The sequence below is a fragment of the Cupriavidus malaysiensis genome, from assembly GCF_001854325.1.
Lineage (GTDB): Bacteria > Pseudomonadota > Gammaproteobacteria > Burkholderiales > Burkholderiaceae > Cupriavidus > Cupriavidus malaysiensis.
Genome location: NZ_CP017755.1, coordinates 270,304 through 296,372 on the forward strand (window position 1 = coordinate 270,304; position 26,069 = coordinate 296,372).

General features: G+C 67.7%; 25 protein-coding genes. 23 read left to right on the top strand and 2 right to left on the bottom strand.

The genetic code is table 11. From position 1 onward, the window contains the following. The first annotated feature begins 5 nt into the window (after positions 1–5). The 4 genes from BKK80_RS21090 (at position 6) to BKK80_RS21105 (ending at position 3,952) form a co-directional block, all read left to right on the top strand. A complete protein-coding gene (locus tag BKK80_RS21090; protein WP_071017338.1) occupies positions 6–650 on the top strand; it encodes a 3-oxoacid CoA-transferase subunit B in 645 nt (214 codons plus the stop codon). 44 nt (positions 651–694) lie between these two features. Beyond that, positions 695–1,897, top strand: coding sequence for a 3-oxoadipyl-CoA thiolase (gene pcaF, locus BKK80_RS21095; RefSeq protein ID WP_071017336.1), 1,203 nt, complete (start codon positions 695–697; stop codon positions 1,895–1,897). A gap of 227 nt (positions 1,898–2,124) precedes the next feature. Beyond that, positions 2,125–2,856 carry an SDR family NAD(P)-dependent oxidoreductase gene (locus BKK80_RS21100; RefSeq protein ID WP_071017334.1) on the top strand — a complete coding sequence of 244 codons (732 nt, stop codon included), beginning with the start codon at positions 2,125–2,127 and terminating at the stop codon, positions 2,854–2,856. A 79-nt stretch (positions 2,857–2,935) separates the two neighbouring features. Beyond that, a complete protein-coding gene (locus BKK80_RS21105) occupies positions 2,936–3,952 on the top strand; it encodes a Bug family tripartite tricarboxylate transporter substrate binding protein (RefSeq protein WP_071017332.1) in 1,017 nt (338 codons plus the stop codon). Positions 3,953–4,142: 190 nt separating this feature from the next. Here BKK80_RS21105 and BKK80_RS21110 read toward each other — a convergent pair whose 3' ends face one another. Next, positions 4,143–4,355, bottom strand: a complete 213-nt coding sequence (locus tag BKK80_RS21110) for a hypothetical protein (RefSeq protein ID WP_071017330.1) — start codon at positions 4,353–4,355, stop codon at positions 4,143–4,145. Positions 4,356–4,684: 329 nt separating this feature from the next. Here BKK80_RS21110 and BKK80_RS21115 point away from each other — a divergent pair, with 329 nt between their 5' ends. Together BKK80_RS21115 and galE are read left to right on the top strand one after the other, a co-directional pair. Beyond that, the gene (locus BKK80_RS21115) at positions 4,685–5,695 is read left to right on the top strand and encodes a tyrosine-type recombinase/integrase (RefSeq protein WP_071017328.1); all 1,011 of its coding nucleotides are present in this window, start codon (positions 4,685–4,687) and stop codon (positions 5,693–5,695) included. Between the two features lie 54 nt (positions 5,696–5,749). Further along, positions 5,750–6,772, top strand: coding sequence for a UDP-glucose 4-epimerase GalE (gene galE, locus BKK80_RS21120; RefSeq protein WP_071017326.1), 1,023 nt, complete (start codon positions 5,750–5,752; stop codon positions 6,770–6,772). A 292-nt stretch (positions 6,773–7,064) separates the two neighbouring features. Here the strand turns inward: galE and BKK80_RS21125 are convergent, their stop codons facing one another. Further along, entirely contained in the window at positions 7,065–7,370 is a 306-nt protein-coding gene (locus tag BKK80_RS21125) for an H-NS histone family protein (RefSeq protein WP_071017325.1), read from the bottom strand. 878 nt (positions 7,371–8,248) lie between these two features. Here BKK80_RS21125 and BKK80_RS21130 point away from each other — a divergent pair. The 17 genes from BKK80_RS21130 (at position 8,249) to cheZ (ending at position 25,899) form a co-directional block, all read left to right on the top strand. Next, positions 8,249–10,192 carry a putative bifunctional diguanylate cyclase/phosphodiesterase gene (locus BKK80_RS21130; protein ID WP_418235911.1) on the top strand — a complete coding sequence of 648 codons (1,944 nt, stop codon included), beginning with the start codon at positions 8,249–8,251 and terminating at the stop codon, positions 10,190–10,192. A gap of 244 nt (positions 10,193–10,436) precedes the next feature. After that, positions 10,437–10,820 carry a response regulator gene (locus tag BKK80_RS21135; RefSeq protein ID WP_071017321.1) on the top strand — a complete coding sequence of 128 codons (384 nt, stop codon included), beginning with the start codon at positions 10,437–10,439 and terminating at the stop codon, positions 10,818–10,820. A 145-nt stretch (positions 10,821–10,965) separates the two neighbouring features. Continuing rightward, the gene (locus BKK80_RS21140) at positions 10,966–11,448 is read left to right on the top strand and encodes a chemotaxis protein CheW (protein WP_071017319.1); all 483 of its coding nucleotides are present in this window, start codon (positions 10,966–10,968) and stop codon (positions 11,446–11,448) included. A gap of 42 nt (positions 11,449–11,490) precedes the next feature. After that, the gene (locus BKK80_RS21145) at positions 11,491–13,134 is read left to right on the top strand and encodes a methyl-accepting chemotaxis protein (RefSeq protein WP_071017318.1); all 1,644 of its coding nucleotides are present in this window, start codon (positions 11,491–11,493) and stop codon (positions 13,132–13,134) included. A gap of 279 nt (positions 13,135–13,413) precedes the next feature. Next, positions 13,414–15,192, top strand: a complete 1,779-nt coding sequence (locus BKK80_RS21150; RefSeq protein ID WP_071017316.1) for a methyl-accepting chemotaxis protein — start codon at positions 13,414–13,416, stop codon at positions 15,190–15,192. Positions 15,193–15,287: 95 nt separating this feature from the next. Further along, positions 15,288–16,040, top strand: coding sequence for a DUF4088 family protein (locus BKK80_RS21155; protein ID WP_071039246.1), 753 nt, complete (start codon positions 15,288–15,290; stop codon positions 16,038–16,040). Positions 16,041–16,429: 389 nt separating this feature from the next. Beyond that, positions 16,430–16,747 (top strand): flagellar transcriptional regulator FlhD, encoded by a 318-nt coding sequence (flhD, locus tag BKK80_RS21160; RefSeq protein WP_071017312.1) that lies wholly within the window; start codon positions 16,430–16,432, stop codon positions 16,745–16,747. Beyond that, positions 16,744–17,349, top strand: a complete 606-nt coding sequence (flhC, locus tag BKK80_RS21165; RefSeq protein WP_071039247.1) for a flagellar transcriptional regulator FlhC — start codon at positions 16,744–16,746, stop codon at positions 17,347–17,349. Before flhD ends, flhC begins: the two co-directional genes overlap by 4 nt. Before the next feature lie 115 nt (positions 17,350–17,464). After that, positions 17,465–18,328: a flagellar motor stator protein MotA gene (motA, locus tag BKK80_RS21170; protein ID WP_071017309.1), complete on the top strand. Its 864-nt coding sequence runs from the start codon at positions 17,465–17,467 to the stop codon at positions 18,326–18,328. Positions 18,329–18,346: 18 nt separating this feature from the next. Further along, positions 18,347–19,309 carry a flagellar motor protein MotB gene (gene motB / locus BKK80_RS21175; RefSeq protein ID WP_071017307.1) on the top strand — a complete coding sequence of 321 codons (963 nt, stop codon included), beginning with the start codon at positions 18,347–18,349 and terminating at the stop codon, positions 19,307–19,309. Positions 19,310–19,374: 65 nt separating this feature from the next. After that, complete coding sequence (gene cheA / locus BKK80_RS21180; protein WP_071071085.1) at positions 19,375–21,426, top strand: chemotaxis protein CheA; 2,052 nt, start codon at positions 19,375–19,377, stop codon at positions 21,424–21,426. A 34-nt stretch (positions 21,427–21,460) separates the two neighbouring features. Beyond that, on the top strand, positions 21,461–21,955 hold the full coding sequence (gene cheW, locus BKK80_RS21185; protein ID WP_071017303.1) for a chemotaxis protein CheW: 495 nt from the start codon (positions 21,461–21,463) through the stop codon (positions 21,953–21,955). A 61-nt stretch (positions 21,956–22,016) separates the two neighbouring features. Next, positions 22,017–22,925: a CheR family methyltransferase gene (locus BKK80_RS21190; RefSeq protein WP_071017301.1), complete on the top strand. Its 909-nt coding sequence runs from the start codon at positions 22,017–22,019 to the stop codon at positions 22,923–22,925. After that, entirely contained in the window at positions 22,925–23,572 is a 648-nt protein-coding gene (cheD, locus tag BKK80_RS21195) for a chemoreceptor glutamine deamidase CheD (protein ID WP_071021927.1), read from the top strand. The genes BKK80_RS21190 and cheD overlap by 1 nt, the downstream gene beginning before the upstream one ends. Before the next feature lie 22 nt (positions 23,573–23,594). Then, positions 23,595–24,677 (top strand): protein-glutamate methylesterase/protein-glutamine glutaminase, encoded by a 1,083-nt coding sequence (locus BKK80_RS21200; RefSeq protein ID WP_071017299.1) that lies wholly within the window; start codon positions 23,595–23,597, stop codon positions 24,675–24,677. A 180-nt stretch (positions 24,678–24,857) separates the two neighbouring features. Next, the gene (gene cheY / locus BKK80_RS21205; protein ID WP_071017297.1) at positions 24,858–25,253 is read left to right on the top strand and encodes a chemotaxis response regulator CheY; all 396 of its coding nucleotides are present in this window, start codon (positions 24,858–24,860) and stop codon (positions 25,251–25,253) included. A 10-nt stretch (positions 25,254–25,263) separates the two neighbouring features. Then, complete coding sequence (gene cheZ / locus BKK80_RS21210) at positions 25,264–25,899, top strand: protein phosphatase CheZ (protein WP_071017295.1); 636 nt, start codon at positions 25,264–25,266, stop codon at positions 25,897–25,899. The last annotated feature ends 170 nt before the right edge of the window (positions 25,900–26,069 follow it).

Here is a 26,069-nt window from a genome sequence, read left to right on the forward strand (position 1 = left end):
CCGATATGCAACGCCTCACCCGCGATCAGATGGCCGCACGCGTGGCCAAGGACATTCCCGACGGTGCCGTGGTCAACCTCGGCATCGGCCTGCCCACCCTGGTCGGCAACCACCTGCCGGCCGACCGCGAGATCCTGCTGCACAGCGAAAACGGCCTGCTCGGCATGGGCCCGGCACCGGCCGAGGACCAGATCGACGGCGACCTGATCAATGCCGGCAAGCAGCCGGTCACGGTCAAGCCGGGCGGCTCGTATTTCCACCACGCGGATTCTTTCGCGATGATGCGCGGCGGCCACCTCGACTTCTGCGTGCTGGGCGCCTTCCAGGTGTCCGAGAAGGGCGACCTGGCCAACTGGCATACCGGCGCCCCGGGCGCGATTCCGGCCGTGGGCGGCGCCATGGACCTGGCGATCGGCGCCAAGCAGGTCTTCGTCATGATGGAGCACCAGACCAAGAAGGGCGAAAGCAAGATCGTGCCGCAGTGCACCTATCCGCTGACCGGCATCGGCTGCGTCACCCGTATCTACACGGACCTCGCTACCATTGACGTGACGCCGGACGGACTGGTCGCGCGCGACCTGGTCGAAGGGCTGTCCTTCGAAGAACTGCAGCGCCTGACCGGCGTGCCCCTGACGCAGGGCGCCGCCTGAGCGGGGCGCCTCGGCATACACGACAACCGAACGAGAGACGAGACATGACCGAAGCCTTTATCTGCGACGCCATCCGCACCCCCATCGGCCGCTACGGCGGCAGCCTGTCCGCGGTGCGCGCGGATGACCTGGGCGCGGTGCCGCTGAAGGCGCTGATGGCACGCAACCCGAACCTGGACTGGCGCGCGATCGACGACGTGATCTACGGCAACGCCAACCAGGCCGGCGAGGACAACCGCAACGTGGCGCGCATGTCGCTGCTGCTGGCCGGCCTGCCGCAGGATGTGCCGGGTGCCACCATCAACCGCCTGTGCGGCTCCGGCATGGACGCCACCGGCACCGCCGCGCGCGCCATCAAGGCGGGCGAGGCCGGCCTGATGATCGCCGGCGGCGTGGAAAGCATGAGCCGCGCGCCCTTCGTGATGGGCAAGGCCACCAGCGCCTTCTCGCGCGATGCGCAGATCTTCGACACCACCATCGGCTGGCGCTTCGTCAACCCGGCCATGCGCGCGGCCTACGGCGTGGACTCGATGCCCGAGACCGCCGAGAACGTCGCCACCGACTACAAGATCAGCCGTGAAGACCAGGACCTGATGGCGCTGCGCAGCCAGGAAAAGGCCTCGCGCGCGCAGGCCGACGGCACGCTGGCCCAGGAAATCACCGCCGTGACGATCGCGCAGAAGAAGGGCGATCCGATCGTGGTCGAGCGCGACGAGCATCCGCGCGCCACCAGCATGGAAGCGCTGGCCAGGCTCAAGGGCGTGGTGCGCGCGGACGGCACCGTGACCGCCGGCAATGCCTCCGGCGTCAACGACGGCGCCTGCGCGCTGCTGCTGGCCAGCGAAGCCGCCGCCAGGCAGCATGGCCTGACGCCGAAGGCACGCATCGTCGGCATGGCCACCGCCGGCGTGGCGCCGCGCGTGATGGGCATCGGCCCGGCGCCGGCCACGCAGAAGCTGATGAAGCAGCTCGGCATGACGCTGGACCAGATCGACGTGATCGAGCTGAACGAAGCGTTCGCCGCGCAGGGCCTGGCCGTGCTGCGCGAACTCGGCGTGCGCGATGACGATCCCCGCGTCAACCCCAACGGCGGCGCGATCGCGCTGGGCCACCCGCTCGGCATGAGCGGCGCGCGCCTGGTGACCACCGCCATGTACCAGCTGCACCGCACCGGTGGCCGCTTCGCGCTGTGCACCATGTGCATCGGCGTGGGCCAGGGCATCGCCATGGTGATCGAGCGCGTCTGAGGCGTGCTGCGGCTGCCCCGGGCGCGCAGCCGGCGTCCGGGCAGTCTACAGATCACATTGCAGGCTGCCGTTAGCCAGTGAGGACCTGATCGGAGCACGGCCGGCCGCCCGCCGGCCGCCGGCGTTCCTTCCGGTCGCCTTCGCCTCCTGCGGAGCGTGAAGCCATGCGGCCGGGCCGGTCGCGTTTTTCAGCATTGCCCGGCACGCACGCCGGTGTGGAGTCCATGATGTCCCTTCCCGTTGCCACGCTGGTCACCGGCGGCAGTTCCGGAATCGGCCGCGCCATCTGCGAGATGCTGCTCGCCGACGGCGTGACGCAAGTGGTCAATGTCGACTATGCCGAGCCCGGCTGGTCGCACCCGAACATGACCTTCTTCCAGGCGGACCTGACCGACGCCGCGGCCACGCGCGCGGTCGGCGAGCAGGTCACGCAGCGCTTTGCCGTGACCCGCCTGGTCAACAACGCGGGCGCGACCCGCCCCGGCACCATCGACAGCGCCACGCTGGACGACCTCGACTACGTGGTGGGCTTGCACCTGCAGGCCAGCATGCTGCTGATCCAGGCCTGCCTGCCGGCCATGCGCGCGGCAGGTTTCGGCCGCATCGTGCAGATGGCCTCGCGCGCGGCGCTGGGTAAGACCGAGCGCGTGGTCTACTCGGCCACCAAGGCCGGCATGATCGGCATGGCGCGCACCCTGGCCATGGAACTCGGCGGCGACGGCATCACCGTCAACTCCGTGGCGCCGGGCCCGATCGCCACCGAGCTGTTCCGCCGCAGCAACCCGGAGGGCAGCGAGCGCACCCGGCGCATTCTTGCCAGCATCGCGGTCAAGCGCATGGGAACGCCGGAAGACGTGGCGCGCGCCGCCATGTTCTTCCTGTCGCCAGAAAACGGCTTCGTCACCGGACAGGTTCTCTATGTCTGCGGCGGAACCACGCTGGGCGTGGCGCCCGTCTGAAGAAGACCGCCACGCCGCCACGAAGGCCAGCCTTTCATGAGAGGGCGGGCCGGTATAACGATATTTCAGGAGCATTTTCATGAGTTTCGCCTCTCACACTTCGTCGGCGCGCCGCCGCCTGCTGGCTGCCGGCGTGGCGCTCGCGGCCGGCTTTGCCGGATTCGCCGGCGTGGCCGGCTCGGCCTTCGCGCAGGGCGGCTATCCGACCAAGCCGATCACCATGATCGTGCCGTTCTCGGCGGGCGGCACCACCGACATCCTGGCCCGCATCGTCGGCCTGCAACTGAGCAAGGTGCTCGGCCAGCCGGTGGTGATCGACAACCGGCCGGGCGCCGGCGGCAATATCGGCGCGGCGCTGGCTGCCAAGGCGCCGGGCGATGGCTATACCCTGTTCATGGGCACCATCGGCACCCACGCGATCAACCAGTCGCTGTACGCCAAGCTGCCGTACGACCCGGTCAAGGACTTCGCGCCGATCACCCGCGTGGCCATGGTGCCCAATGTGGTGGTGGTCAATCCCAAGGTGCCGGTGCAGAACGTCAAGGAACTGATCGCCTACGTCAAGGCGAACCCGGACAAGCTGTCCTTCGGCTCCTCGGGCAGCGGTTCGTCGATGCATCTGTCGGGCGAACTGTTCAACTCGATGACCGGCCTGCACATCCAGCACATTCCGTACAAGGGCAGCGCCCCCGCGGTGAACGACCTGCTGGGCAACCAGATCGGCCTGATGTTCGATAACCTGCCTTCGTCCTATCCGCACATCAAGGCAGGCCAGCTGCGCGCGCTCGCCGTGACCTCGGCCAAGCGCTCGCCGGCACTGCCCAATGTGCCGACCGTGGCCGAGGCCGGCGTGCCGGGCTACGAGGCGACCTCATGGTTCGCGCTGTACGCGACCGGCGGCACGCCGCAGCCGATCGTCGACCGCCTGAACGCCGAAGTGGTCAAGATCCTGCAGAAGCCGGAAGTGCAGAAGCAACTCGCCGAACAGGGCGCGGAAGCGCATCCGGAGAAGCCGGCCGACCTGGCGAACTTCATGAAGTCCGAGACCGCCAAGTGGTCCAAGGTGGTCAAGTCCTCCGGCGCCACCGTGGGCTGATGCCACGAGCCTTGGACGGGCACGGAAAAAGCCGGCGCGCAGCGCCGGCTTTTTCTTTTATCCTGCGGCAATGCCAAGGGACCGGGACAGGAACGGCAGAAAAAACCCGCGCATGGCGCGGGCGGAATCCTGGCCCAATGGGCAGGAGGAGACGCGATGGCGGCCCGGCGGCGGCGGCCGGGACATGCGCTCAGATGGTGTATTTGACGACCTGCTCCTCTACGCCGACGAAGCGCACGAGGATGCGCAGGCCGCTCGGGTATTCCTTGATATGGTGGCCGTCCGGCGTATCGGGCAGGCGGTAATAGACCGGTGCCGGCTCCCGAGACCGGGCAGCCGGCACCGAGCCGCCGCCCGAAGCCGGGGCGGCGGGGTCATGGACCTGTGGCTGATGTCCGGTCATCGTGGAACTCCTGACGAAAGGCATGCATGGACACCTTGGCCGGAAGTCGGCATCGTGCATGCGGGTGGCAATGTCTCGAATGTATTACGGGGCTGGAGAAAATGCCATTTAGCGTTTTTTAATTCTGTTGCAGCGATTTAACTTTATTGTCATTCCGGGGCGATTCTTCGCGCAGCCGGGGGTGGCAACGCCGGGGCGCGGCCGCGCCACGGTGGCGCCCGAATTCGTGGGGTACGCCGCCGCATGCTGTGGTGCATTGATTACAATGCCCCCATGCGAACACCCTTCAGCAAGGCCAGGCTCGGCCGCTACCAGCTAGAGGCGCGTCAGTGAGCACAAACTCTGGTGTCGACCGGACACAGCCGGCCCTCTTCGATGCCGACCTGGCGGCCTGGCGCAGCCAGCCGGAGCGCGCCTTCGATGGCTGGCTGGCCAGCCATGGCTTCGGCCAGGCGACCGCCGTCGTCTATCGGGCGATGTGGGGCAAGCTGCTGCGCTGGTCCGGCGAGCGGGGGCTGGCGCCGCTGAGCTGGTCTGCACAGCAGATCGGCGAATTCCTCGATGCCCAGCAACTGCACAAGCACCATCGCTACCGCTACGCGCGCCTGATAGAGCGGGTCTTCCATCACCTGTCCGCCTTGCAGCAAGGCCTGCACAATCCGGCCACCCAGGCGGTGCGGGCCCGCCTGGCCGATGGCGAAAACGATCCGATGGCCTTCCTGCTGCCGGCGGAGCGGGATTGCCTGATCTCGCAACTGGCCGCGGCCTGCGCCGGGCCCGAAGCACAAGGTGAGTACTCGCCCACGCAGTGGAAGCGCGCGCGCGACCTGGCCTTGCTGGCGGTGTTGCTGGGCGCCGGCCTGAAGGTCGGCCAGGTGCGCGCACTGGGTCTCGACCAGTTCACCGACGGGCTGCAGGCGGTGCGCATGGTGAGGCCGGACAATGGGCGTGCCTATGAGGCCCCCCTGTTGGCCTTCGCGCGGCCCGCCTTGGCAGCCTGGCTGGCGGTGCGCGCCAGCGGCGGCGCGCTGGGTTCGCTGGTCTTCCCCGCCACGCCCGATGGACGGGCCATGCATGCGGCGTCCGTGTATCGCCGCATCGAGCGCCTGCTCGGGCAGGCCGGGGTGCTGGACGGGCGCAGCGAACGCGCCTCGCCCCAGACCTTGCGCAACACCTATGGCGCCCTGCATTTCGATGCCGGCGCCGGACCGGCGGCGGTGGCGCAGTATCTCGGCATGCGCGACCTGGAGTCGGGCTGGCGCCTGCGCGCCGCGTATGAAGCGTGGATGGCGCGCAGCGGGCAGATGACCGACCACGATGCACCCGCGGCATCGGCCTGAATGCCGGCGCCCGTCACAAAATCCGACGAACATCTCATCAGGAATCGAAACTTCATGTCTGAAACCTTGTTGTTGACCGGCGCGACCGGATACATCGGCTCGCACACCTGGGTCGCGCTGCTGGAGGCCGGCTATCAGGTGATCGGCCTGGACAATCTGTGCAACAGCAGCCGGGTCGTGGTGGACCGTATCGCCGCCATCACCGGACAGGCACCCCGCTTCGTCGAGGGCGATGTGCGTGACGACTCACTATTGCGCCAACTATTCGCAGAGAACGAGATCAGCGGGGCGATCCACTTCGCCGCGCTGAAGGCGGTGGGCGAATCGGTGGCCCAGCCGCTGGCCTACTACGGCAACAATCTCGAGGGCCTCGTGACGCTGTGTTCGGTCATGGGCGAGGCCGGCGTCAAGCAACTGGTGTTCAGTTCCTCGGCGACGGTCTATGGCAATCCCCATGCGGTGCCGATCCTGGAGGATTTTCCGCTGTCGGCCACCAACCCCTATGGCCAGACCAAACTGATGGGCGAACAGATCCTGCGCGACCTGGAGCGCTCCGATCCTGCCTGGCGCATCGCCTACCTGCGCTATTTCAATCCGGTCGGTGCGCATGAAAGCGGGCAGATCGGGGAAGATCCGGGTGGAATTCCCAACAATCTGATGCCCTATGTCGCGCAGGTGGCAGGCGGGCGCCGCGAGAAACTGATGGTTTTCGGCGGTGATTATCCGACGGTCGACGGCACGGGCGTGCGCGACTATATACACGTTTGCGACCTGGCGGACGGCCATCTTGCCGCCCTGGAATATCTGCGCCGCGCGGGTGCTGGCCTGACCGTCAATCTGGGGACCGGACGCGGCTACAGCGTACTGGAGGTGGTCAAGGCCTACGAGGCAGCCAGCGGGCGGACCGTTCCTTACGAGATCGTCGCGCGTCGGCCGGGCGATATTGCGGCCTGCTATGCCGATCCGTCATTGGCGGGAGATTTGCTGGGGTGGCGTGCGCGCCATGATATCGAGCGGATGTGTGCCGACTCGTGGCGCTGGCAGTCGATGAATCCGCTCGGGTTTGCCGGCGCCTGAATGCCATCGGCAGGGCTTTTCCCGCAGCGGGTTCCTGCTGCGGGGCCCCGCAGCGGGCGCAAGCGGTAAGCCCCTGCATAATCGCGCGCAGAAAAAACAAAGAACAAAGGCCGGGCTGCGTTGACCAGGCGCCCGGGCCGTCCCCCCCGGAACGGAAACGCCGCGCCGCGTCCATTTGCATGAACGCGGCGCCGGGTCTGGGCATGGTCGCGGCAACCCGGCCTGGAGCCGGGGCGGCGCTGCTGGCGGCGCGGCACCAGCAGCTGCCACGCAGGCGCCAGCCGGTTGGAACTCAGCGGATCAGGAAGTCCTCGACCTGCTTGCCGGCGGCCAGGGCCTGGGTCAGCCAGCCCGGGCGCTTGCCGCGACCGGTCCAGGTGTTGCCGGCATTGTCGCGATAGCGCACCGGCACCTTGCGGCTTGCCTTCTTGCCGGCGACCGGCTTGGCGCCAAAACCGAGGTCGTCGGCGGTCAGGCCATATTGCTCGATTTTCTGGCGAATATCAGCGATCACAGCAGCCTGTTCGCGCGCCTTGATTTCCTCTGCTTGCTTCTGCAGTGCGTTGATCTGCTGAACGATTTCCTGATATGTCGCCATTGCTTGCCTCGATTTTAGGGGTGGGAGCGTGAAGATTCGCATGAATTATAACGAGCCGGACGGGCCCTGCAAATGCCTTTAACCCGTTTGAGGATCGATACACAAAAAAATTGGTGCTGGCCGTGGGCAAATGAACTTTTGCACCGCCCGCGAGTCTGCAGGAATCGCGGTTTTTTCCGCGCCGCCAGCGCACGCAATGTGCATTTGAGATGGGGCGATCCGCGGCAGGCCGATAACGCCGGCTATTCGACCGCGGCCGCGTTCATAGGGGTTTGGGTGGAAGAATAGTGATTCCCGCATAACAAAGCCGATAAGTCTGACGTTGGCGGCTGGCGCAATGCCCCGCGCGGCTGGCTCGCCTCAAGAAAGATTCTGCCCAGCCGATATCCTGCGAGTGGATCGTCGATGTGTCGGTCCGACAACATGGGGCATTGGCGTGTCCCCCGGGGTCCGTCTTGTCCGAGGTGCATCATGTCCTTTCTTAAAAACATTGAGATCCAGGCTCAGTCGCGCACGGCATGCCCGGCCCTGCCATGCCCGCGGCCTGGCATGGCGGCGCTGCGCGGCCCGGCGCGGGGCCCCGGCCGGCGGCTGGCGAACGCTGCCGGTGTCCTGGCCTCGGTGGTGCTTCCGGGAGAATGCCGGCGGCGTGAGGGGACTGGCACGGTATCCAGGGCGGCGCGCACCAGGGCGTCCACCGTGGCCGGCGGCGGCAGTTCCGGCAACGACTGGACGGCTTTCTGAGCACCTTGCAGCGGACGCCGGGTTCACACGGCGTAGCCGAAATGACATGATGCGAGCTTTTTCCGCACCGCCTGCTTCTTCGCGATCGTGCTCACCTTCAACGCGCGGCTGCCGTCGGCAGTCGTATGCCTGCAATGATTGACAGCCTCCTGTTACTCGTCATACCGCTCTGCCTGGCCCTCGGGCTCGGGCTGGGGCTGGGCGCGGCTGGCGGGAAACGCATGCCGGGCAAGTGGGGGGTCCGCTACACACAGTGGATGTTCCTGCTGAGTGCCTGCGCCTCGGTCGGCATGCCCTCCTGGGTCGTGCTGGCTTCCGGCAGCCTGCTGCACCTCGGCGAGGGGCAGCAGGCCGCCGCTGCGGCGTTCGGCGTGGGTGCCGCGGCGGCCGCCATGGTCCAGTTGCTGCGGCGCGCGCCCTTGCACTGGCGCGGCACCGCCGTGGTGGCCGCCGCGCTGGCCACCGGCCTGATGGCCACCGCGGGTATCGAATTGGGCCGCGCGTGCGGCCGGCCGGGTGCGATGCCGCGTGCCTGCCTGGACGCCTTCACGCCGCTGTCGCCGGTCTGGCTCGCCGTCGGCGTGCTCATGCTGGCCAGCGTGGCCTGGTTGGCGCTGCGCGGGCGCGCCCACCTGGCCGCCGTGCCGCCGGCTCCCGGTGGCGCGGCTGACGCAGCCGCCGTGGCGCCATCCGGCGATGCCAGGGGGCTGGCGCGCCGCGCCCACGGCCGTTCGCCAGGCAGCCTGACGGTGCGCCCGAGCGCGCAGGGCGAGGGCCATGTCGGCGAATACAACGCCGCCGAGGAGCTTCCAGACCGCGCCGCCTTTGCGCGCTGGCTGGAACAGGCCATCGCCCATGCCCGCTTCGCCGACACCGGGTGCGCCGTGCTGCTGGTCCATATTGCCGATTTCCGCGAGGTCGACGAGGTGTTCGAAGTGCGCGCCGACGATATCCTGGCCCAGGATACGAGCGCCCTGGCCCAGGCCGTACTCGAGCCCCACGACTTCCTGGCCCGCCTGGCGCGCGACGAGTTCGCCGTCGGCGTGCCGGAGCTGGTCAGCTACGGGCGCGCACAGGAGCTCGGATCGCGCCTGCTGGGCTCCCTCGGCGAGTTTGTCGCGGCGCGCGGGCTGCAGATGCAGATCGGCGTCAACATCGGCATCGCGATCTACCCGCGCGACGCCCAGACCTCGGAGACGCTGATGCAGGCCGCCCGCGTCAGCCTGGCCGAGGCGCGCGAGAGCGGTTCCAACCAGGTGCGCCAGTTCAACTCCGCGGCAGGCGAGCGCGCGCGCCGCGTGCGCGTGATCCGGCGCGACCTGTGGCCGGCCATCGAGGACGACGCCTTGTCGCTGGAATACCAGCCGAAGTTCGACGTGCGGCAGCGCCGCGTGGTCGGTGCCGAGGCGCTGTGCCGCTGGCGGCACGCCCTGCTGGGCGCCGTCAATCCGGCCGAGTTCATCATGGTGGCCGAGCAGTCGGGGCAGATCGACAAGCTCGACGACTGGGTGATCGCCGCCGTCTGCAGGCAGGTCCGGCAATGGCGCGACCTGGGGCTGCCGACCGTGCCGGTGGCCATCAACGTGTCGGGGCTGCGCTTCGCCAGCCGCAATTTCCCGCAGTACCTGATGGAGCAGATCCACCAGCACGACATCCCGCCGTCAGCCGTCACGCTGGAGATCACCGAGACGGCCGCGATGAAGGACATCGGCAAGTCGCTCGAAACGCTGGCCGAGCTGCAGTCGCTCGGCATCCACGTGGCGCTGGACGATTTCGGCAGCGGCTATTCCAGCCTGGGCTACCTGAAGCGGCTGCGCGTGGGCACGCTGAAGATCGACCGCACCCTGATCGGCGGGCTCGACGCCGACGCGCAGGGGCGCGCCATCGTCGGCTCGATGGTGGCGCTTGCCCATGAGCTGCGCATGCGCGTGGTGGCCGAAGGTGTCGAGTCCACCTCGCAGCTCGATATCCTCGCCGGCATGGGCTGCGACGAAGTCCAGGGCTACCTGCTCGCGCGTCCGCTCGAGCCGGGGGTGTTCGCCGAGCTGCTGCGCGACAGCGAGGCTGCCGCGGCCTGAGCGGCGCCAGTGCGGGACGGGTCGGGGACCGGCCCGCTCCTGGCTGCCGCGGACGGCGCCGCGACGGACCTGAAGACGGACCTGAAGACGGACCTGAAGACGGACCTAAAGACGGACCTAAAGACAGCGCCCGATGTGCCGATAAATACCGCAGGCGCGCTGGCACCGGGCCCATGCGCGCTGGCGCGGGCCGGCTGGAACGCGCTCCGGACCGGCGCCGACACGCCGCATCAATGGAGTCGTCATGTCTTCCCAGAGCATCCTCGTCGTCGACGATTCGCCCTCGCTGCGCGGCATGATCTGCGCCTGCCTGCGTGCTGCCGGCTATCCGGTGACCGAGGCCGGCGACGGGGCCCAGGCGAGCGAATTGGCCGCGGGCGCGGATTTCTCCCTGCTGGTCACCGATCTCGTCATGCCGGGCGTCGACGGTCTTGCGCTGATCCGTGCCCTGCGCGCCATGCCGCGCCACGCCGCGCTGCCGATCCTCGTCCTCAGCACTGAGGGCGACGACGGCGTGCGCGCCCGCGTGCGCGAGGCGGGCGCCTCCGGCTTCCTGCCCAAGCCGTTCGATCCTGCCCAGCTCCTGCACGCCGTCGGTGCCTTGCTATCCCCCTCTGACGTGGGGTGAGTGCGGCGGCAAGCCGGCCTTCAGACAGGCGCCCGCCTGCCGTTATCTCAGAGGCTGAACAGGGCGATGCCGTGCCGCAGCGGGCGCGCTGCTGCCTGCCGCGCGAGCGGCCGGCCGGGATACAGGTAGACAACAGGAGCGGAAGATGACGGACAACATCAAGGCCGATGGTGCGGGAGCGGAGTTCCTGGCATTCCGGCTGGGCCGCGAGGAATACGGTGTGGATATCCTCAAGGTGCAGGAAATCCGCGGCTACGAGACCGTCACGCAGATCGCCAACGCGCCCGCCTACCTGAAAGGCGTGATCAACCTGCGCGGCATCATCGTTCCCATCATCGACCTGCGCATCAAGTTCAGCCAGGCAGCGGTCAGCTACGACCAGTACACCGTGGTGATCATCGTCGATCTCCACGATCGCACCACCGGCATCGTGGTCGACGGCGTCTCCGATGTCCTGACGCTGGCCCCCGCGCAGATCAAGGCCGCCCCGCTGATGTCCGGCGATATGGATACCGACTACATCCGCGGCCTGGGCTCGATCGAGGACCGCATGCTGATTCTCGTCGACATCGAAAGACTGCTCGATACCGAAGAACTGGCCGCGCTCGACGCGGCAGCCGCGGCGTGATGCCGGCGGCGCGCCCGCGCCGCGGCAGCCGTACCTGAAATCATGCGAAACAACCAGCCAGTCACCAGCCACGAGTACCAGCTTTCCCCCAACGATTACCTGATTTCGCGCACGGACCTGAAGGGGCGGATCACCTTCGCCAACCGGGCCTTCGTCGAAGTCAGCGGCTATTCGCACGAAGAGCTGATGGGCGCGCCGCACAACCTGGTGCGCCATCCCGACATGCCTCCCGAGGCCTTTGCCGACCTGTGGCACTCGCTCGAAGCAGGCCATTCCTGGCGCGGGCTGGTCAAGAACCGGCGCAAGAACGGTGATTACTACTGGGTCAACGCCACCGTCACGCCGACGCGCGTCGACGGCCGGGTCATCGGCTACACCTCGGTGCGTGCGATGGCGGCGCCCGAGCAGGTCGCCGCGGCCAGCGCGGCCTATGCGCGCATCCGCCAGGGCGGCAGCGGGCTGGTGGTCCGTGACGGCGCCGTGGTCCGCACCGGCCTGGCGGGCCGGCTCGCCAGCCTGTTCCGGCCCAATTTGAAGCGGCGCATCGTCTGGTCGCAGGGCACGGCGCTGGCCTGCTTCCTGCTGACGCTGCTGGCGGTGGAGTGGCAGGGCGGCACCGCCGCGGCGGCGCTGCGCCCGTGGCTGTGGAGTGGTTTCGGCCTGGCCCTGGCATGTGCCTTCGCCTCCGGCGTGCGCCTGCTGTCGCGTGTGCACCGGCCGGTCGACGAGATGCTCGACTTCGCCTTGCGCATGGGCGCGGGCGACCTCACCACGCGCTACGACTACCAGTCCGACGACGAGGTGGGCGCGCTGGCGCAGGCCATGCAGACCATGCAGCGCAGCCTGCTGTCCGTGGTCCACGAGATCCAGGAAGGCATGAGCAGCATCGCCACCGCCACGCGCCAGGTCGCGGCGGGCAACAACGACCTGTCGCAGCGCACGGAGCAGCAGGCGGCCTCGCTGGAAGAGACGGCGTCGAGCATGGAAGAGCTGACGGGCACGGTGCGCCAGAACGCGGACAACGCGCGGCAGGCGAGCGGACTGGCGGCGAACGCCTCGGAGACGGCGCTCAAGGGCGGCGAGGTGGTGGGCCGGGTGGTCGAGACGATGCAGGAGATCAACGAGGCGTCGAAGAAGATCGTCGACATCATCGGGGTGATCGAAGGGATAGCGTTCCAGACCAACATCCTGGCGCTGAACGCGGCGGTGGAAGCGGCGCGCGCGGGGGAGCAGGGACGGGGCTTCGCGGTGGTGGCGGGCGAAGTGCGCAGCCTGGCGCAGCGCAGCGCGAACGCGGCCAAGGAGATCAAGGGCCTGATCGGCGACACGGTGGCGCGGGTGGACAACGGCACGACGCTGGTGGGCCAGGCGGGCCAGACGATGGAAGAGATCGTGCAGGCGGTCAAGCGCGTGACGGACATCATGGGCGAGATCAGCGCGGCATCGGCGGAGCAGAGCTCGGGGATCGAGCAGGTGAACCAGGCGGTGGCGCAGATGGACGAGGTGACGCAGCAGAACGCGGCGCTGGTGGAAGAGGCTGCCGCCGCGGCCGGATCGCTCGAAGACCAGGCAGGCCGCCTGGGCGAGGCGGTGGCCACCTTCCGCATCAGCCTGCAGGCCGAGGCGCGGCCGCAGCGCGCCCGGCGCGCCGAGCCTGCGCTGCGGCCGGCCTCCGCGCAGGCCTGAGCCGCGCAGGCGGCCGGATGCGGCGCCGCCGCGCCGGGGCGTGTCGGGGAGCGGCACCCAGGGCGGCGGCAGGCACCGGCGGGCGACAACGGGAAATAACAGGAAACAACGGGTAGCAGCGGGTAGCAACAGGTAGTAACGGGTAGCAACGGGTAGCAACGGGTAGCAACGGGTAGCAAAGGCAACAAGAAGAAGCAACAAGAAGAAGCAAGAACGAGCAAACCTGCAGAAGGCGGCGAAACGGCCGCCGCACTTTTCAGAGACTAGGGGGTAGTTGTCATGCAATGGTTCAATCAACTGCGCGTCACGACCAAGCTGATCGTCGGCTTTCTGGTCGTGTCCGTCATCGGCGCCGCGATGGGGCTGCTCGGCGTGGTGAACATGGGACGCATGGCTGAGTGGACCGGCAAGATCTACAACGACGATCTGCAGGCGCTCAAGGCCGTCCAGGATGGCAACGTCAACCTCGTCTATGCCAGCCGCGCCCAGATCGGCCTGCTGTCCGCGTCGACCATGGGCGAGCGCTCGGCCGAGAAGGAACTGATCGAGAAGTCGCTCGCCACCGTGGACGAGCGCATCCGCAAGGCCAAGGCGGTGTTCGTCCAGCCCGAGGGGCAGGCCCTGGTCAAGCAGTACGATACGCTGATGCCGGCCTACCGCGAGCGTATGGCCAAGTATGTCGAGATGGTGGGCAAGCAGCCACTGGACACGTCGCAGTTCGACAGCCAGGTGTTCACCGAGAGCGCGGAACTGATCAAGGCGAGCCACGCGCTCGAGGATCTGATGGCCAAGATGGTCAAGCGCCGCGACGAGCGTGCCCGCGCCAATATGGACGAGGCGCGCGGCGTCTACGACGCCACCCGCGTCTGGATGCTGGCGCTGGTCCTCGGCGGCCTGGCGGTCTCGGTGCTGCTTGGCTACGTCATCGCGCGCCTGCTGTCGCGCCAGCTCGGCGGCGAGCCGGGCTATGCGGTGGCCATCGCCTCGCGCATCGCCGCCGGCGATTTCTCCACGGCAGTCACGGTCCGCTCCGGCGACAAGAGCAGCCTGGTGCATGCGATGAGCGAGATGCAGCAGGAGCTATCGGGCATGGTGCGTGACTTCAAGGCCTCGGCCGGCTCGATCGCTTCGGCCTCGCGCCAGATCGCCGCGGGCAACGGCGACCTGTCGCAGCGCACGGAGCAGCAGGCGGCCTCGCTGGAAGAGACGGCGTCGAGCATGGAAGAGCTGACGGGCACGGTGCGCCAGAACGCGGACAACGCGCGGCAGGCGAGCGGACTGGCGGCGAACGCCTCGGAGACGGCGCTCAAGGGCGGCGAGGTGGTGGGCCGGGTGGTCGAGACGATGCAGGAGATCAACGAGGCGTCGAAGAAGATCGTCGACATCATCGGGGTGATCGAAGGGATAGCGTTCCAGACCAACATCCTGGCGCTGAACGCGGCGGTGGAAGCGGCGCGCGCGGGGGAGCAGGGACGGGGCTTCGCGGTGGTGGCGGGCGAGGTGCGCAGCCTGGCGCAGCGCAGCGCGAACGCGGCCAAGGAGATCAAGGGCCTGATCGGCGACACGGTGGCGCGGGTGGACAACGGCACGACGCTGGTGGGCCAGGCGGGCCAGACGATGGAAGAGATCGTGCAGGCGGTCAAGCGCGTGACGGACATCATGGGCGAGATCAGCGCGGCATCGGCGGAGCAGAGCTCGGGGATCGAGCAGGTGAACCAGGCGGTGGCGCAGATGGACGAGGTGACGCAGCAGAACGCGGCGCTGGTGGAAGAGGCCGCCGCCGCGGCCGGATCGCTCGAAGAGCAGGCGGGCCGCCTGCAGGACTCGGTGGCGCGCTTCCGTCTCGCCGCGGCCGACCTGCAGGCCACCACGGTGGCGCGCACGCCGGCCGTCATCAAGGCAGCGCCGGCCAAGCCGGCCGCGCCGCGTCCGGCCCGCCGCGAGCCGTCCGTCGCCGCGGAGGCCCCGCTGGAGGCCCGCCCGGCCGCCAGTGCGCCGGCCGCACGTCCGGCCGTGGCCGGAACGGCATCGGACCACGGCGACTGGAGCGCTTTCTGACCTGAAGCACCAGCCGTCCGCCCGGCCCATGCGGCGCCCGCCAGGGTGTCCGGGCCGGCGGCCAGGTGCGACCGTACCCGTTTCTGCGAGCCGACATGCATACCGACGTAACCCTGGCGCTGCCCGACGAAGCCGTCGCCAGGCTGAGAACCGCTTACGAGCAGTTCGTGCGCTTGTCCACCGGCATGGACCACGCGTTCGAGCCGCCGACCTTCGAAGCCTTCCTGCGCGCGCGCCTGCTCGAGCAGGAGTCGCCGTTGACCGAGCGCGCCGTCGGCCGGCTGCTGTCCAGCGGCGAGTACGCCTGGCTCAAGCGGGTGCTGGACAAGCAACTGCCCAACACCGTATCGGCGCTGATGCGCGATGCCGAGCGCTTCGGCTTCGCGCTGGCCACGCAATGCGACTGGACGCCGCAGCAGAAACAGGAACAGGCGCGCCAGTGGTCGCGGCAGATCCTGGCCGATTCCGGTGTCGATGCCGCTTTCGCCGAGTCGCTGGCGAGCCAGATCGCGTCTTCCGCGGTCGATGTCCGCGTGGTCGAGCAACGCATGCTGACGCCGTCCTGGCGGCTTGCCGAGAGCCTGCGGCAGCGTGCCTATGACCTGATGTACGCAGTGCAGACCGAACGCAATGTGGTGCGCGCGCGCACCCATGTCGGCGAGGTCAAGGCACTGCTCGGCCTTGCGCTCGAATACGGCTCGGTCAGCGCCGACGAATTCGAACGGGTGATGGCGCAGCTCGCCCATGTGCGTCCCGAGCTGTTCCGCGACGAGCCGGATGACATCTTCTCCCGGCTCGCCGCCTGGTTCAGGCGCTTGCTAGTCTACGGAGCCCCCGCTCGTCAATAGAGGAATGCGCTTGCCTGCACACGCCGGAGGAGCTTCCGCCCGCGTGCCGCACCGCTAGATCCTTGATGTAAATCAGATGACGCGATGATGACGGCTGTCACAATTCCGCGCCTTTGTATGTTTGGTGCGACATTGCATTCATCCCAACGTTAGTGGGGATTGGCAGGCGGGTCCGATTGCCGATATAAAACGTACCAGCTGTGCTTACACTCTGTAACACTTGTAACGCATAAGTTAAGTGTTCCAGACAAGTCCAGCGGGAAGCTGTTCCTTTTGTCGTACGTCGTACCCGTCGATTTTGCATACAAACGATCCGGCCGCCGGTTGCTTCTTGAGCCGTCGGTAAGCGCTGGACAAGCAATTCGCGGGTTTTTGGTAGCGGGGAAAAATTGGAAAGCAGTGAAGTTCTCCAGGAGATCAGGGAGGTTAACCTCGCCTATCTGCTGCTCGCGCAACGGCTGGTGCGTGAGAATCAAGTCGAAGCCATGTTCCGGCTGGGAGTCAGCAAGGAGATTGCGGACATCCTGGCCAAGCTGACCTCAGCGCAGCTCGTCAAGCTGGCGGCATCCAATATGGTGCTCTGCCGCTTCCGCTTCGACGATCACGCGCTCCTGTCGAGCCTGACGCATACCGCCAAGGGCCACGACATGCAGCAGACCCACGCAGCCATCCTGCTGGCGCGCCAACCGCTGGAGTCGCTCAATTGACCGCGCTGCTCCAGGCTCAGCCCGTCCGCAGCTTCACCGCGGCTCCGGTGCCCAACCGCAAGAGCGTCCTGCAGGACGCCAACCAGACCCAACTGGCCATCGAGCTGATCGGGCTCGGTGCCCGGCTCCAGGTACTCGAGGCGGAGACCACGCTGTCGCGTGATCGCCTGATCCGCCTGTACAAGGAGCTGCGCGGCGTATCGCCCCCCAAGGGCATGCTCCCCTTCTCGACAGACTGGTTCACCACCTGGCTGCCGAACATCCATTCCTCCCTGTTCTTCTCGGCGTACCAGTTCATGGTCCAGCAGGGCGAGACCGCGGGTATCCGCGCCATCATCGCCAGCTACCGGCTCTACCTCGAGCACGTGTCGCTGCTGGGAAGCGAAATTGTCTTAAGTTTCACCCGTGCCTGGACGTTAGTAAGGTTTTTCGAGAGCAATATGCTCCAGCTTTCCACCTGCACCTGCTGCGGTGGCCAGTTCGTGACGCATGCCTACGAGCCGCACGCTCGTTTCGTATGCAGTCTGTGCCGGCCGCCGTCGCGGGCGGGCAAAGCGAAGAAGCTCTCGAAGGACGCCCCGTCCACTCGAGCCGTCGCCTGAGCGCGGCTCGTCCGGGCCGGGCGAGCGCGGGACCGGAGTAGCGGCCGCTCGCGGCCGCCACCCCGGCCCCGGCGCGCCGCCGCGCGCCGGAGTGTTTATCTGACGGGGAATCATCGTGCTAGTTGTCATCGGCTATGTCATCGTGCTGGCGGCCGTGCTTGGCGGATACGCCATCACCGGCGGTCATATGGGCGCGCTTTACCAGCCGGCGGAGCTGATCATCATCGGGGGGGCCGCGCTCGGCGCCTTCATCAGTTCCAACAGCGGCAAGGCGCTCAAGGCGACGATGCGCGCGCTGCCCACGCTGTTTCGCAGCAGCCGCTACAGCAAGGCGCTGTACATGGAAGTGATGGCCCTGCTGTACGTGCTGCTGTCCAAGGCACGCCGCGAAGGCATCCTCTTCCTCGAGAAGGAGATCGCCGACCCCGCCGCCAGCAGCGTCTTCAGCCAGTATCCGCGCATCCTGGCCGATCCGGCCATGATGGAGTTCCTCACCGACTATCTGCGCATGATGGTCAACGGGAACATGAACGCCTTCGAGATCGAGGCCCTGATGGACCACGAGATCGAGACCTTCCGCCACGAGGCGGAAGTTCCGGCCCACGCGCTGTCGCGCGTCGGCGACGGCCTGCCCGCCTTCGGCATCGTGGCGGCGGTGATGGGCGTGGTGCACGCGCTGGCCTCGGCAGACCTGCCTCCCGCCGAACTGGGTGCGCTGATCGCGCACGCCATGGTCGGTACCTTCCTCGGCATCCTGCTGGCCTACGGTTTCGTCTCGCCGCTGGCCTCGCGCATCGAGCACCAGGTCTCCGAGACCGTGAAGATGTACGAGTGCATCAAGGTCACGCTGCTGGCTTCGCTCAACGGCTACGCACCGCTGGTGGCGGTCGAGTTCGGCCGCAAGGTGCTGTTCTCCAGCGAACGTCCCTCCTTCCTCGAGCTGGACGACCATGTCCGCGAGGTCAAGAGCCTTACCTGACGGGCAGGAGGTATTGCGATGAGCAATTCGCACGACAGCCACCCGATCGTGGTCCGGCGCGGCAAGGCGCGCGCCAAGCCGCACGGCAACCATAGCTGGAAGATTGCCTACGCCGACTTCATGACGGCGATGATGGCCTTCTTCCTGGTGCTCTGGCTGCTGAGCGCGAGCTCGCCCAAGACGCTGGTCGGCGTGGCGGAGTACTTCCGCACGCCGCTGAAGGTGGCCATCGCCGGCGGCGACAAGAGCAGCCTGTCCAGCAGCGTGATCCCCGGCGGCGGCATGGACCCGCTGAGGAAGGACGGCGAGGTGCAGCGCGCGACCGACAACGATCCGGACGCGGTGCAGAAGCGCCGCGACCAGCAGGAGGGCGAACGCCTGCGCGCGCTGAAGAACCGGCTAGAGCAGATCATCGAGAACAACCCGGTGCTGCGGCAGTTCCGTCCGCAACTGCTGCTCGACATCACCAGCGAAGGCCTGCGCATCCAGATCCTGGACACGCAGAACCGCCCGATGTTCCGTACCGGCAGCGCCATGGTCGAACCCTATATGCGCGTCATCCTGCGCGAGATCGCGCCGGTGCTCAACGAGCTGCCCAACAAGGTCAGCCTGTCGGGCCACACCGATGCGGCCAACTACAGCAATGGCGAGCGTGACTACAGCAACTGGGAGTTGTCGGCCGACCGCGCCAATGCCTCGCGGCGCGAGCTGATCTCGGGCGGCATGAACGAGGGCAAGGTGCTGCGCGTGCTGGGCCTGGCCGCGACCATGCCGCTCGATCGCAAGGACCTGATGGCGCCGGTGAACCGCCGCATCAGCATCGTCGTGCTCAACGCGCGCGCGCAGGCCCGCTTCGAGGCCGAGAACGCCAGCGCCGCGGACGTCGCGGTGAAAGCACGCGCGGGCCAGGCCGGCGAGGACATGAAGGAAGCGCTCGGGGCCGACGCGAGCGCTCCGGCAGCACAGGGCAAGAGCAAATGAGGCAGGCGACCCGCGCGTGCGGCGCGCCGCATTCCGCAATCTGGATCTAGAGAGTCAGGACGGCCATGTCTGTCGATATCGATATCACGCAGTTCTACCAGACCTTCTTCGAGGAGGCCGAGGAGCTGCTCGTTGAAATGGAGCAATTGCTGCTCGGCCTGGATCTGGAGGCGCCCGACGCGGAAGAGCTGAATGCGATCTTCCGCGCCGCGCACTCGATCAAGGGCGGCGCCGCCACCTTCGGCTTCGCCGCGCTGACCGAGACCACGCACTTGCTGGAAAACCTGTTGGATCGCACCCGGCGGCGGGAGATGGCGCTGTCGAGGACCATCATCGACACCTTTCTGGAAACCAAGGACGTGTTGCAAGATCAGCTGAACGCTTACCGCAACGGTACCGAACCCGATCCCGAAACGCTGGCGCGCATCTGCGCGGTCCTGCAGCAGCTGGCGCGCGAGGCGGGTGGCGAGCCTGCCGCCGCGTCGGCACCCGCACCGGCGCCTGCGCCGGCCCCCGTGGCGGCGGCCCCCGCTGCCGTGGCAGCCGGTGGTGCGCTCAAGGTGCGCCTGCTCAAGGTGTCGGCCGCCGACCAGGCCCTCTTGCGCGAGGAACTGGCCAATCTCGGCGAGATCACCGGCCAGCAGGAACGCGACGGCGAGCTCGCGATCTGGCTGTCGACGCAGTGCAGCGCCGACGACATCATCGCGGTGTGCTGCTTCGTGATCGACGGCGAGCAGATCGTGGTGGAGCCGGCCGATGCGGCGCCGCCGCCCGCGGTGGTGCAGGAGGCCGCCGCCGAGCCGGTCCAGGCCGCCGTGCAGGAAACCGCTGCCGTGGCGAGTGCGCCTGCGGCGCCGGCCGTGGCCGCAGCGGCCGCTCCCGCCAAGGAGAAGGCCAAGGCCGCGCCGGCCGCTGCCGCGCACGGGCACGAATCCGGTTCGATCCGCGTGGCCACCGAGAAGGTCGACCAGATCATCAACCTGGTCGGCGAACTGGTGATCACGCAATCGATGCTGGCGCAGACCGCGTCCACGCTCGACCCGGTGCTGTTCGACCGGCTGTTCTCCGGCATGGGCCAGCTCGAGCGCAACGCGCGCGACCTGCAGGAAGCGGTGATGTCGATCCGCATGATGCCGATGGACTACGTATTCTCGCGCTTCCCGCGCCTGGTGCGCGATCTTGCCGCCAAGCTGGGCAAGCAGATCGACCTGGTCACCTTCGGCAAGGCGACCGAGCTCGACAAGAGCCTGATCGAGCGGATCATCGATCCGCTCACCCACCTGGTGCGCAACAGCCTGGACCACGGCATCGAGACGCCCGACAAGCGCGTCGCCGCGGGCAAGGAGCCGACCGGCCAGCTGATCCTGTCGGCGCAGCACCACGGCGGCAACATCGTGATCGAGGTCAGCGACGATGGCGGCGGCCTGCGTCGCGACAAGATCCTGTCCAAGGCCATGCAGAACGGCCTGGCGGTGTCGGAGTCGATGCCCGACGAGGAAGTCTGGCAACTGATCTTCGCGCCGGGCTTCTCCACCGCCGAGGCCGTGACCGACGTGTCCGGCCGCGGCGTGGGCATGGACGTGGTCAAGCGCAACATCCAGGAAATGGGCGGCCACGTCGAGATCTCCTCGCGCGCGGGCCAGGGCACCACGATCCGTATCGTGCTGCCGCTGACGCTGGCCATCCTCGACGGCATGTCGGTCCGGGTCGGCGCCGAGACTTTCATCCTGCCGCTGAACTGCGTGATGGAGTCGCTGCAGCCCAAGGCCGATGACGTGCGCACCGCCGCCAACACCGAACGCGTGATGCATGTGCGCGGCGAGTACCTGCCGCTGCTCGAACTGCACCGGGTGTTCGACGTGGCCGATGCCGTGCGCGAGCCCACGCAGGGCATCGCCGTGATCCTGCAGGCCGAGGGCAAGCGCTTCGCGCTGCTGGTCGACCAGCTGATCGGCCAGCACCAGGTGGTGCTGAAGAACCTGGAAACGAACTACCGCAAGGTGCCGTGCATCTCCGCCGCCACCATCCTGGGCGACGGCAGCGTGGCGCTGATCGTCGACGTGGGTGCGCTGCAGCGTACCGGCGTGCGCCGGCACGATGCGGTGGTGGTGCAGTAACCGCTCAAGCTCTGGATCTGGAGGAACCAACATCATGGCCGGCATCGGACATATCGACGCGCCCGGCAGCGAGGCTGCCGGGCAGGAATTCCTGGTGTTCACGCTGGGATCGGAGGAGTACGGCATCGACATCCTCAAGGTGCAGGAGATCCGCGGCTACGACGCGGTCACCCGCATCGCCAATGCGCCGGATTTCATCAAGGGCGTGACCAACCTGCGCGGCGTGATCGTGCCGATCGTCGACCTGCGGGTGAAGTTCCGCCTTGGCAATGTGCGCTATGACCACCAGACCGTGGTGATCATCCTCAACATCGCCGGTCGCGTGGTCGGCATCGTCGTCGACGGCGTTTCCGACGTGCTGACGCTGAACGGCGGTGACGTCAAGCCGGCACCCGAATTCGGCGTGTCGGTGTCGACCGAGTACCTGACCGGCCTGGGCAGCGTCGAAGGCCGCATGCTGATCCTGATCGACATCGAACGCCTGATGACCAGCCCGGAGATGGAACTGATCGAGGTCGCGCTGGCCTGAGGCCGGCGCTGCAGCACCCCGCGTTCCGCCCAACCAGACCACGCAGCATCGGAGCCAGCAAATGACGCAGCCACGCTCAGCAGTCCAGGCGGCCGGCGGCACCCGCAATGTGCTGGCGCCTGCCGCCGCGCGCCGCGACGAGCAGCGCGACTTCCTGCTGACCGAGCGGGATTTCGACAAGATCCGCGCGCTCATCCATCGGCGCGCGGGCATCTCGCTCGGCAGCCAGAAGCGCGAAATGGTGTACAGCCGGCTGGCGCGCCGGCTGCGCGCGCTGCAACTGGTCGACTTTGCCACCTACCTGGAGCAGCTGGAGTCGGACGACCGCTCCCCCGAGTGGGAGCTGTTCGTCAACGCGCTGACCACCAACCTGACCTCGTTCTTCCGCGAGGCGCATCACTTCCCCCTGCTGGCGGAGCATGCCAAGAAACACGGCCGGCCCTACTCGGTCTGGTGCGCGGCGGCCTCCACCGGCGAGGAGCCGTATTCGATCGCCATCACGCTGGCCGAGGCGCTCGGTGAGCGCGCCGCGACCGTGCTGGCGACCGACATCGACACGCAGGTGCTGGCCAAGGCGCGCAGCGGCATCTACACCAGCGAGCAGGTCGCCAAGCTGCCGATGGAGCAGCTCAAGCGCTTCTTCCTCAAGGGCAGCGGACAGCGTTCGGGCGCCGTCAAGGTCAAGCCGGAACTGGCCTCGACCATAGAGTTCGCGCCGCTGAACCTGCTGGCGCCGGACTGGGGCATCCAGGAGCGCTTCGACGCGATCTTCTGCCGCAACGTGATGATCTACTTCGACAAGCCCACGCAGGGTCGCATCCTGGAGCGCTTCGTGCCGCTGCTCAAGCCGCACGGGCTGCTCTTCGCCGGGCACTCGGAGAACTTCTCCTACGTCACGCGCGCCTTCCAGCTGCGCGGACAGACGGTCTACGAGCTGGCCTCGCCGGCCAGCCGCGCGGGAGGTGGATGATGCGTACGCCACAGATGCCGGAGGCGATCGCCACCCGTACCTATTTCGACCGTGAGTTCGGCAAGCAGGCGATCAAGCTGCTGCCCAACGAGTACTACGTCAGCAGCGAGGACGTGGTGCTGACCACCGTGCTGGGCTCCTGCGTGGCAGCCTGCATCCGCGACGAGGTGGCCGGTGTCGGCGGCATGAACCACTTCATGCTGCCCGACGACGAGAACGCCGGCGCCGACCGCATGCTGTCGCCGTCGATGCGCTACGGCTGCTACGCGCTCGAAGTGCTGATCAACGAACTGCTCAAGGCCGGCGCGCGGCGCGAGCGGCTCGAGGCCAAGGTGTTCGGCGGCGGCGCCGTGCTCGCCAACATGACCACGCTGAACATCGGCGACCGCAACGCCGACTTCGTGCTGCGCTACCTGAAGACCGAGAACATCCGCGTGGCGGCGCAGGACCTGCGCGGACCGCACGCGCGCCGCGTCAGCTATTTCCCGCGCAGCGGGCTGGCGCTGGTGCGCCGCCTGACGCGCCAGGACGACCAGGTGCTGGTGGCGCGCGACGAGCGCGCGCTGGCCCGAGCCATTTCCGCCGCCCCGGAGCGCGGCCGGGCCGAGCTGTTCGAGCGCCGCCCGACTGCCTTCACGACATCCTGAAGCGAAAGGACCCGAGACAATAATGAGCGCGGCAAAGATCAAGGTGCTGTGCGTGGACGATTCCGCGCTGATCCGCAGCCTGATGACCGAGATTATCAATAGCCAGAGCGACATGGAGGTGGTCGGGACCGCTCCCGACCCGCTGGTGGCGCGCGAGATGATCAAGCGGCTGAACCCCGACGTGCTGACGCTGGACGTGGAAATGCCGCGCATGGACGGCCTCGATTTCCTCGAGCGGCTGATGCGCCTGCGCCCGATGCCGGTGCTGATGGTGTCGTCGCTGACCGAGCGCGGCTCGGAGATCACCATGCGCGCGCTGGAGCTGGGCGCGGTGGACTTCGTCACCAAGCCCAAGCTCGGCATCCGCGACGGCCTGATCGAGTACACCGACGCCATCGCCGACAAGATCCGCGCGGTCTCGCGCGCGCGCGTGCGCACGGCCGCGCCGGCCGCCGCCAGCCCGGTCGCCGGCACGCCGCCCGCGCCGCTGCTGCGCAGCCCGTTGCTGTCCACCGAGAAGCTGATCATCGTGGGCGCCTCCACCGGCGGAACCGAGGCCATCAAGGAACTGTTGATGCCGCTGCCGCCGGACAGCCCCGGCGTCATGATCGTGCAGCACATGCCGGCCGGCTTCACGCGGTCCTTCGCGCAGCGCCTCGACGGCCTGTGCCGCATCACCGTCAAGGAGGCCGAGCACAATGAGCGGGTGCTGCCCGGCCACGCCTACATCGCGCCTGGCGACATGCATCTGCGGCTGGCCCGCAGCGGCGCCAACTACGTGGCGCACCTGTCGCAGGAGGCGCCGGTCAACCGGCACCGGCCGGCGGTGGATGTCCTGTTCGATTCGGCGGCCCAGCATGCCGGCAAGAATGCCATCGGCGTGATCCTGACCGGCATGGGCCGCGATGGCGCACAGGGCATGCGGCGCATGCACGATGCGGGCGCCTATAACCTGGCGCAGGACGAGCACAGCTGCATCGTGTTCGGCATGCCCAAGGAGGCCATCGCGGCCGGCGGCGTCGACGAGATCGTGCCGCTGTCGGCCATGACGCAGCGCGTGATGGCGCGGCTGGCCACGTTCGGTGCGCGCGCTCAGCGGGTCTGAGGCACGCGGTGGACGCGACGGAGGGGTCGGCGCAGCACCACATAACAAGACGATAACAAGACGATAACAAGACGCCGGCAAGACGCCGGCAAGACGTACAAGGGCAGGGAGCCGGAAGCCTGGCACTCTCCGGAGCCTGCCGAGATAGCAATCATCCACAACCGTTTTGGAGCCGTTAGAGTGGACAAGAACATCAAGATCCTCGTGGTCGACGACTTTCCGACCATGCGTCGGATCATCCGCAACCTGCTCAAGGAGCTGGGCTTTTCCAACGTGGAAGAGGCCGAGGACGGCGCGGCCGGCCTGGAGAAGGTCAAGGATGGCAGCTTCCAGTTCGTCGTCTCCGACTGGAACATGCCCAATATGGACGGCCTGAGCATGCTGCAGGCCATCCGCGCCGAACCGGCGCTGGCCAAGCTGCCGGTGCTGATGGTGACGGCCGAGGCCAAGAAGGAAAACATCATCGCCGCCGCGCAGGCCGGCGCCAACGGCTATGTGGTCAAGCCGTTCACCGCGGCGACGCTGGACGAGAAGATCACCAAGATCTTCGAGAAGCTGGGCAAGGAAGGCACCTGAGGTAGGCACCATGGCGACGACACCGTCTTACAGCAACGATACCGCCGAGCAGATCATCCATCGCATCGGCAACCTGACGCGCATGCTGCGCGACAGCATGCGGGAACTCGGGCTCGACAAGGAAATCGAGCGCGCGGCGCAGGCCATTCCCGACGCGCGCGACCGGCTGAAGTACATCGCCGCCATGACCGAGCAGGCGGCCGAGCGCACGCTCAATGCCGTCGAACTGGCCCAGCCCATCCAGGCTCAGATGGAGAAGCAGGCCGAGGGCCTGGAGCAGCGCTGGGATGCCTGGTTCAAGGAGCCGGCGGAGCTGGCCGACGCGCGCGAGCTGGTGCTCGACACGCGCGCCTTCCTCACCGACGTGCCCCAGCAGACCCGCGCCACCGGCGCGCATCTGCTGGACATCATGATGGCCCAGGATTTCCAGGACCTGACCGGCCAGGTCATCAAGAAGATGATGGACATGATCCGCTCGCTGGAGCAGGAACTGCTGCAGATGCTGATCGACAACGTGCCGGCCGAGCGCCGCGCGGAGGCGCCGGCCACGCTGATGAACGGCCCGCAGGTCAATCCCGAAGGCAAGGCCGACGTGGTGTCGGACCAGTCGCAGGTGGACGACCTGCTCGCCAGCCTGGGCTTCTGAGTCTGCTGCCGGCCCGCGTCTTGCCCGCCGGGGCACGCGGGCCGCATGCTCTGCCGTCCCCGTCGTTTCCTCCTGTCCCCTGGCGCTGCCATGGCCGCACGGGCCGTCACGTGCTGCCCGCTTCGGGCGGCGGCGTGCCGGCGCACGTCCGCTCGTCGTCTGCGCGCCGG

Excerpts from the sequence above, each read along its gene's own strand:
- BKK80_RS21090 (WP_071017338.1), top strand. The coding sequence starts at position 6 with ATGCAACGCCTCACCCGCGATCAGATGGCCGCACGCGTGGCCAAGGAC.
- pcaF (WP_071017336.1), top strand. The coding sequence starts at position 695 with ATGACCGAAGCCTTTATCTGCGACGCCATCCGCACCCCCATCGGCCGC.
- BKK80_RS21100 (WP_071017334.1), top strand. The coding sequence starts at position 2,125 with ATGTCCCTTCCCGTTGCCACGCTGGTCACCGGCGGCAGTTCCGGAATC.
- BKK80_RS21105 (WP_071017332.1), top strand. The coding sequence starts at position 2,936 with ATGAGTTTCGCCTCTCACACTTCGTCGGCGCGCCGCCGCCTGCTGGCT.
- BKK80_RS21110 (WP_071017330.1), bottom strand. The coding sequence starts at position 4,355 with ATGACCGGACATCAGCCACAGGTCCATGACCCCGCCGCCCCGGCTTCG.
- galE (WP_071017326.1), top strand. The coding sequence starts at position 5,750 with ATGTCTGAAACCTTGTTGTTGACCGGCGCGACCGGATACATCGGCTCG.
- BKK80_RS21125 (WP_071017325.1), bottom strand. The coding sequence starts at position 7,370 with ATGGCGACATATCAGGAAATCGTTCAGCAGATCAACGCACTGCAGAAG.
- BKK80_RS21130 (WP_418235911.1), top strand. The coding sequence starts at position 8,249 with ATGATTGACAGCCTCCTGTTACTCGTCATACCGCTCTGCCTGGCCCTC.
- BKK80_RS21135 (WP_071017321.1), top strand. The coding sequence starts at position 10,437 with ATGTCTTCCCAGAGCATCCTCGTCGTCGACGATTCGCCCTCGCTGCGC.
- BKK80_RS21140 (WP_071017319.1), top strand. The coding sequence starts at position 10,966 with ATGACGGACAACATCAAGGCCGATGGTGCGGGAGCGGAGTTCCTGGCA.
- BKK80_RS21145 (WP_071017318.1), top strand. The coding sequence starts at position 11,491 with ATGCGAAACAACCAGCCAGTCACCAGCCACGAGTACCAGCTTTCCCCC.
- BKK80_RS21150 (WP_071017316.1), top strand. The coding sequence starts at position 13,414 with ATGCAATGGTTCAATCAACTGCGCGTCACGACCAAGCTGATCGTCGGC.
- BKK80_RS21155 (WP_071039246.1), top strand. The coding sequence starts at position 15,288 with ATGCATACCGACGTAACCCTGGCGCTGCCCGACGAAGCCGTCGCCAGG.
- motB (WP_071017307.1), top strand. The coding sequence starts at position 18,347 with ATGAGCAATTCGCACGACAGCCACCCGATCGTGGTCCGGCGCGGCAAG.
- cheA (WP_071071085.1), top strand. The coding sequence starts at position 19,375 with ATGTCTGTCGATATCGATATCACGCAGTTCTACCAGACCTTCTTCGAG.
- cheW (WP_071017303.1), top strand. The coding sequence starts at position 21,461 with ATGGCCGGCATCGGACATATCGACGCGCCCGGCAGCGAGGCTGCCGGG.
- BKK80_RS21190 (WP_071017301.1), top strand. The coding sequence starts at position 22,017 with ATGACGCAGCCACGCTCAGCAGTCCAGGCGGCCGGCGGCACCCGCAAT.
- cheD (WP_071021927.1), top strand. The coding sequence starts at position 22,925 with ATGCGTACGCCACAGATGCCGGAGGCGATCGCCACCCGTACCTATTTC.
- BKK80_RS21200 (WP_071017299.1), top strand. The coding sequence starts at position 23,595 with ATGAGCGCGGCAAAGATCAAGGTGCTGTGCGTGGACGATTCCGCGCTG.
- cheZ (WP_071017295.1), top strand. The coding sequence starts at position 25,264 with ATGGCGACGACACCGTCTTACAGCAACGATACCGCCGAGCAGATCATC.